The 6,492-nt window shown below is 66.4% G+C and carries 7 protein-coding genes; 4 read left to right on the forward strand and 3 right to left on the reverse strand.

Going from position 1 to position 6,492, the window contains the following annotated elements; translation table 11 throughout:
• Positions 1-45: 45 nt before the first annotated feature.
• The gene (locus tag P1X14_RS13145) at positions 46-792 is read right to left on the reverse strand and encodes a protein ImuA (RefSeq protein WP_277315829.1); all 747 of its coding nucleotides are present in this window, start codon (positions 790-792) and stop codon (positions 46-48) included.
• A gap of 387 nt (positions 793-1,179) precedes the next feature.
• Here P1X14_RS13145 and P1X14_RS13150 point away from each other — a divergent pair, with 387 nt between their 5' ends.
• Complete coding sequence (locus P1X14_RS13150) at positions 1,180-3,312, forward strand: M3 family metallopeptidase (protein ID WP_277315830.1); 2,133 nt, start codon at positions 1,180-1,182, stop codon at positions 3,310-3,312.
• A gap of 215 nt (positions 3,313-3,527) precedes the next feature.
• Positions 3,528-4,658 carry a PQQ-dependent sugar dehydrogenase gene (locus P1X14_RS13155; protein WP_277315839.1) on the forward strand — a complete coding sequence of 377 codons (1,131 nt, stop codon included), beginning with the start codon at positions 3,528-3,530 and terminating at the stop codon, positions 4,656-4,658.
• A gap of 15 nt (positions 4,659-4,673) precedes the next feature.
• On the opposite strand, the gene P1X14_RS13160 is transcribed toward P1X14_RS13155, so the two are convergent.
• Complete coding sequence (locus P1X14_RS13160; RefSeq protein ID WP_277315832.1) at positions 4,674-5,051, reverse strand: PaaI family thioesterase; 378 nt, start codon at positions 5,049-5,051, stop codon at positions 4,674-4,676.
• Positions 5,048-5,476, reverse strand: a complete 429-nt coding sequence (locus P1X14_RS13165; protein ID WP_277315833.1) for a PaaI family thioesterase — start codon at positions 5,474-5,476, stop codon at positions 5,048-5,050. Before P1X14_RS13165 ends, P1X14_RS13160 begins: the two co-directional genes overlap by 4 nt.
• A 125-nt stretch (positions 5,477-5,601) precedes the next feature.
• Between P1X14_RS13165 and P1X14_RS13170 the strand changes: the two genes are divergently transcribed.
• A complete protein-coding gene (locus P1X14_RS13170; protein ID WP_277315834.1) occupies positions 5,602-5,760 on the forward strand; it encodes a hypothetical protein in 159 nt (52 codons plus the stop codon).
• A partial coding sequence (locus P1X14_RS13175) for a hypothetical protein (protein WP_277315835.1) occupies positions 5,757-6,492 on the forward strand: 736 nt, incomplete at its 3' end. The genes P1X14_RS13170 and P1X14_RS13175, both read left to right, overlap by 4 nt.

Below are 6,492 nucleotides of genomic sequence, written 5' to 3' on the forward strand. Positions count from 1 at the left end.
CAGCCGCCATTGCGGGGTGCGGGCTGGATCGGAGAGGCGGCCGCTTCAGGCGGCGCGGCGGTTCGCCCGGCCCGTCGCAGCCGTTCGATCGGCCATTGCGGCAGGCAGAGCGCAGCGACCCGTTTCATCGCAGGCCTCCACAAGCTGGCTGAAGGGATCGCCGCCTTTCTGGCGGACGAGCGCGAGGTGCCAGCGTGGCCGGCCAATGCCCTCGACCGGGAGCGGCGTGGATGGCGCGCAGCCGATCCGCCAGCGCGTGACCGCAGCGGAAGGTGCTGAAAGCGGATCGTCGCCTTCGCGGGCATGGCGGCGCAGCAGCAGCGCGATGGTGCGCCCGCCCTCGGCGGCAAGCTGGAGGCGGCGGGTGGCGGTCATGTCCGCCCGCTTGGCCTCGCCGATCACCGCGCCAAGGCCGCGATGGCGCAGCCCTTCCTCCATGATTGCCAGCATCTCGGCATCGTCGGCGGCCTCGGCATAAAGAAGGCGCTGGGCGTCGAGGCCCGATTGCGACAGGCCGGGCGCGAACAGATCGTGGCGGCGCACCACCCATAGCACCGGCCCCCAGGCGCGCGCGGCGATTCCCGCCATGAACAGGGTGGCGGCGCAATCGTCCGACATGTCGTGCGATCCGGCCGCGACCTCGTGCAGCGCATCGAGGCGCAGGCCGCCATTGGCGAGCCGCGAATCGACCCGATCGATCCCGAAGGGCAGCACCGGGCGACGGCGGAATCCCCCGGTTTCGAGACTGCTGAGCGTCTCGCGCAATTGCTTCAGGACGGCAGGATCGGCCATGATACAGCGACTCGTGGGGCGACTCGGAACGATTGAATGTTCCTATTTTGTTCTCAATCCGGCAAGAGTCAAGCTGTGTCGCGGGCCTTGGCCGGAAGATGGAGCGCCTTTCCCCTACTTGCCTTCCCCAGCGAAGGCTGGGGCCCAGGCTGGCTGATGGAGGTGGAGAGGACTGCGCTTCCCAACCGATACCTTTGCAACTGGGCCCCAGCCTTCGCTGGGGAAGGCGATTTGGTTGCGGGACATGTCCGGGGCCAAACAGGCTCAGCATTTCGGAAGATTGTTACCGGTTGTTTCCGCGGCCTCTGCCCCTGTTGCTATTCGCATCATCCGGCCTAGGGTGTGTCATCCCGATATCACGGAGCCATATCCCGCATGACTTCCCGCATGACCCGCCGACAGGCGCTGCTCGCCTCCGCCACCACAATCGCCGCCATGCAGTTCGGCGGCGCGATCTCCGCGCTGGCGCAGGCGGCCGGTGCCGTCGATGCTTCGCCCTTGCTCAAGCCCTGGCCGGGCAATTATGGCGGCACTCCGCCCTGGGACAAGTTCACGCCGGCGATGTTCCCGGTGGCGTTCGAAGCGGCGATGGGCGAGCTGCGCACCGAGATCCACGCGATCCGCGATGCCAAGACCAAGCCGACCTTCAAGACCGTGTCCGAGAAGATGGAGCTTTCGGGCGAGACGATGGACCGGGTCCAGTCCGCCTGGGGTGTCTACACCAGCAACCTGGCCGGCAAGGAGGTCCAGGCGATCGCGCGCGAATGGAGCCCGAAAATGGCTGCATTCTATGACGAGCTGTTCCTCGATCCCAAGCTGTTCGGCCGGGTGAAGGGCGCGTACGACACGCGCGCCTCGCAGGGACTGAATGCGCAGCAGAACCGCCTGCTCGAGCGCAGCTATCGCGGCTTCGTGCGTCGCGGCGCGCTCCTGTCCGACGCGCAGCGCGCCGAGGTTTCGAAGATCAACCAGACGCTCGCATCGGCCTATGCCGAGTTCAGCCGCAAGGTGCTGGCAGACGAGGAAACCTGGATCGTCATCGAAAGCGAAGCCGATCTCGCAGGGCTCTCCGACAGCTTCAAGGCGTCGCTCAAGTCCGCCGCGGACGAACGCAAGGTAACCGGATGGGCGGTGGTGAACACCCGCTCGTCGGTCCAGCCCTTCCTGGCGGCATCGACCAACCGTGCGCTGCGCGAGAAGGTGTGGCGCGCATTCGTCAGCCGTGGCGACAATGGAGACGCCAACGACACCAAGGCGATCATCGCGCAGATCCTGAAGCTGCGTCAGGACCGCGCAGTGCTGCTCGGCTTCAAGAATCACGCTTTCCTGCGCATGGACGACACGATGGCGGAAACGCCGGCCAACGCATCGAAGCTGATGATGTCGGTCTGGCCCGCCGCCCGCGCGCGGGTGGGCGAGGAAGTGGCCGACATGCAGGCGGTGGCCGATAAGGAAAACGCCGGCATCAAGATCGAGCCCTGGGACTATCGCTTCTATGCGGAGAAGGTCCGCAAGGAGAAGTACGACCTCGATGAAGCCGAGGTGAAGCCGTATCTGGAGCTGAACAACATCCTGCAAGGCGCGCTGTACGCCGCGGGCCGTCTGTACGATCTCGACTTCAAGGAAGTGAAGGACGTGCCGGTGTTCGATCCGAACGTGCGCACCTTCGAAGTGACCAACCGCGTCACCAAGAAGCATGTCGGCATCTTCTATTTCGACAATTATGCGCGTTCGGGGAAGCGTTCGGGCGCCTGGGCGACGCGCTATCGCGGGCAGAAGAAGTTCGGCGGCGTCACCAATACGCTGGGTTCGAACAACAACAACTTCGTGAAGGGCGGCGCCGGCGAACCGACGCTGATCAGCCTCGACGATGCGACCACCCTGTTCCACGAATTCGGCCATGGCATCCACAGCCTGCTCCAGAACGTGACCTATTCGGGGCTGGCCGGCACGCCGCGCGACTTCGTGGAATATCCCAGCCAGGTGAACGAGAACTGGCTGCTGACCCGCGACGTGCTGGATAAGTACGCGAAACACTACAAGACCGGCGAGCCGATGCCGCAGTCGCTGGTCGACAAGATCGAGAAATCGTCGACCTTCAACCAGGGCTTCGACACGGTGGAATATCTCGCCTGCGCGATCCTCGACATGCAGTTGCACGATCGCGAGACGCCGGTGACCGATATCGACGCGTTCGAGAAGGAAGCGCTGGGCGCGCTGGGCATGCCGAAGGAAATCGCGCTGCGCCACCGCATGCCGCAGTTCAACCACCTGTTCTCGTCGGACGCCTATTCGGCCGGTTACTATTCGTACCTGTGGTCGGAAACGATGGACGCCGACACCTGGGAAGCCTTCACCGAGACCGGCGACGTGTGGGACAAGAAGACGGCGGACCGGTTCCGCCTGACCCTGCTCTCCACCGGCAACGAGACCGACCGCAAGGAAGCCTATCGCGCGTTCCGCGGCCGCGACCCGGACGTGAAGGCGCTGTTCAAGCGCCGCGGTTTCCCGGTGGCGTGAATGATAATCCTCCCCCGCCAGGGGGAGGTGTCAGGCGCAGCCTGACGGAGGGGGAGGATTCGACAACAGGTGTTGGAAGAGTCCTCCCCCTCCGTCGCCTTCGGCGCCACCTCCCCCTTGCGGGGGAGGATTGAATTGGCTCAGTCTTGATCAGCCCCACGGACCCGCCGCGCCGCCCGCGCGTTGCCCGGACGAGACAGGATAAAGGACCCATGATGCCCAACGCACGCATGCTCATCCCCGCGATCGCGCTGCTCGCCGCCTGCACCGAGGGCAATGATGCCGTTGCCCAGTCGGCGAGCGGGGCGCTGCCCTTCACCGTCACCGAAGTGGCAGACTTCGAATCGCCCTGGGCGATGACCTTCCTGCCCGACGGGCGGATGCTGGTGACCGAGAAGGCCGGGCCGATCCTGCTGGTCTCCGCCGATGGCAAGGACCGCAAGGTGGTGTCGGGCACGCCCGCGGTTTCCAGCGCGGGGCAGGGCGCGATGATGGACGTGGTGCTCCATCCCAAGTTCGCCCAGAACCGGCTGGTCTATTTCAGCTTCTCCGAAGCCAATGCCGAGGGGCTGAAGGGCGTGGCGCTGGCGCGCGGCACGCTGAAGGACGGTGCGGAACCGGCGCTGGAGAATGTCCAGGTGATCTTCCGCGCGACGCCCTATGTCTCGGGCGACGGGCATTTCTCGGGCCGGATCGCCTTTTCGAAGGACGGCCATCTGTTCTTCACCAATGGCGAACGCCAGAAGTTCGATCCGGCGCACGATCCCAAGGCGACGCTGGGCAAAGTGCTGCGCCTGAACGATGACGGCACCCCGGCCGCGGGCAATCCGCTGGCCGCCAAGGGCTTCCATCCGGCGGTCTGGTCCTATGGCCATCGCAACCTGCTCGGCATTGCCTTCGATGCGAAGGGCAATCTGTGGGAACAGGAAATGGGCCCCAAGGGCGGGGACGAGGTCAATCTGATCCTGCCGGGCAAGGATTATGGCTATCCGGCGGTGTCGAACGGCGATCATTATGACGGCCGCGACATTCCCGATCACAAGCCGGGCGACGGGTTTGAGCCGCCCAAGGTGTGGTGGAACCTGGCGATCTCGCCGGGCGGGCTGATGGTCTATTCGGGCAAGTTGTGGCCGGAGTGGCGCGGCGACCTGTTCATCGGCGGGCTTTCGAGCATGGCGCTGATCCGCGTCGATGTGGACGGCACCAATGCCACCAAGGGCGACCAGTGGGGCATGGGCGCGCGCATCCGCGAGGTGGAGGAAGGCCCCGATGGCGCGATCTTCGTGCTGGAGGATGGCGGCCGTGGATCGAACGGGCGGATGCTGAAGATCACGCCGAAGAAGTGAATGGGTGGCGCGGGCCTACCTCACGATCAGGTAGTTCATCCGCGCCGCCGCGATCGGCTTGGTCTCGTCATCCTGCCACGCGATCACCTCGACATTGGCGACGCGATTGCCGAGGCGGGTAACATGGCCGCGGGCATGGGTCGGTTTGTCGCGGCCCCCGCGCATATAGTCGACCGTGACGTTGACCGGCTTGATGCGTCCGCCGCCTTCCGCGGCGAGCGCCTGACGCAGCGCCGCGATCGATGCGACGTCGAGCAGCCCGCCGATCGCGCCGCCATGCAGGAAACCCGGACGGCCGGTGACATGATCGCCAAAGGGCATCGTCAGCACCGGCGCTTCCTCGCCGGGCTCGACCGTGATGCCCAGTATGGCGGCATAGGGCGGGAGCGTCACTTGTAGCTTCCCGTGGTCATGAAGGTGCCGGCGACATGGGCGAGCGGATCGGCGGGATCACCGTCATGCGCCTGCCCGCGCACGAACGCGATCGAGCGCGTGACGCGATAGCATTCGCCGCGGCCGATCACCGTCTTTCCCGGGACCGCAGGACGCAGATAGTCGATGCGCAGATCGAGCGTGGCGTGCGGATGGAACTGGCCCAGCTTCAGCCACACGCCGACGCTGGCCGCCATGTCCATCAGCGCAAGGATCGGGCCGGAAGCGAGCACGCCGGATTCGGGATCGCCGACCAGATCCTCGCGATATGGCAGGGTCAGCTCGCACCAGTCTGCGCCATAGGCGTTCAGCCCGATGCCGAGCTGGCCGCCATGGCCGCGCGCGCCGCCATCGAAGAAGCGTTCCGGATCGAAGACGAAGGTCATGGCGGCGCGCTTAGCAAGCGCGGGCGGACTGTCCAACATTACAGCGATTTAATTAGCCTGGAGCGGGGCCGCCGATAGCCTTTCGCGTGCGGGCGCCGCTGCCCGCTGGTGACAGGGGAATGATGATGGGGCTGGTCCAGATCGATGTGGCGCAGATTGCCGAGCTCGGCACGCAGGTGGCGATGCACGGATCGGTGCGCGCGGGCGAGATCGTGATCGACGATGTGTTCGAGCTGATCGTGAGCCTGGTTTCGGTGGTGGTCGAGTCCGTCGCGGTCGTATGACCCCGCTGCCCGAAGCCGTGCGGGCCGCGATCCCTGCGGCGCGGGCAGCTTCGCGCGAGACGGCGCTGCGCTGGCGCGAGAGCGAGGCGTGGCGGGCGGCGAGCGCGGGTTTTGCGGACGATGCCGATGCGGCGGCGTTCGCTGAAGGGTTGCTTGGCGATGGCGCGTGGGTGTCGGCATTGCTGGCACCCCTGGTCGAGGCGCTGGCATGCGATCCGCTGTTCGAGCCGCCCTTCCGGCTAAGTCGCGATCCGGTGCGGACCGGCGCGGTGATCTTCGATTGCCCGGCCGCATCGATCAGCGCGAGCGTGCTGGATGCCGCGGCGCTGGCCGCAATGCCGGTGCCCGCGACGATCGTGTTTCCCGGCCGGATGACGGTGACGCGCTATCAAAAGGCAGGCGGGGCGATGCTGCGGCGATGGGAAGCCGACCGGCTGGGGACGGGTGTCGGCGCGGCGCCATGTCGTGCGTTGCCCGCGGTGCAGCTGGCGGATGGGCAGGTGCAGCGCGTCGACGGGCGGGTGCAGGCGCAACTTCTGTGTGGGGCGCAGACGGACGTCGTGCTGCTGACCGCGACGATACGGGCGGGGAGCGATCCGCTGATCCGTGAGTATCGCACGGCGGACGGGGCGTTCGTGCGCGCGGCCAGCGCCGATGACGGCGCGTCGCGGACCGAGATGCTGCTGACCTTCCTGCGCCTGTCGGGCCGGGCCGATGCGGGCGCGCGGTTCG

This window comes from Sphingomonas sp. AOB5, assembly GCF_029433115.1.
GTDB lineage: Bacteria > Pseudomonadota > Alphaproteobacteria > Sphingomonadales > Sphingomonadaceae > Sphingomonas.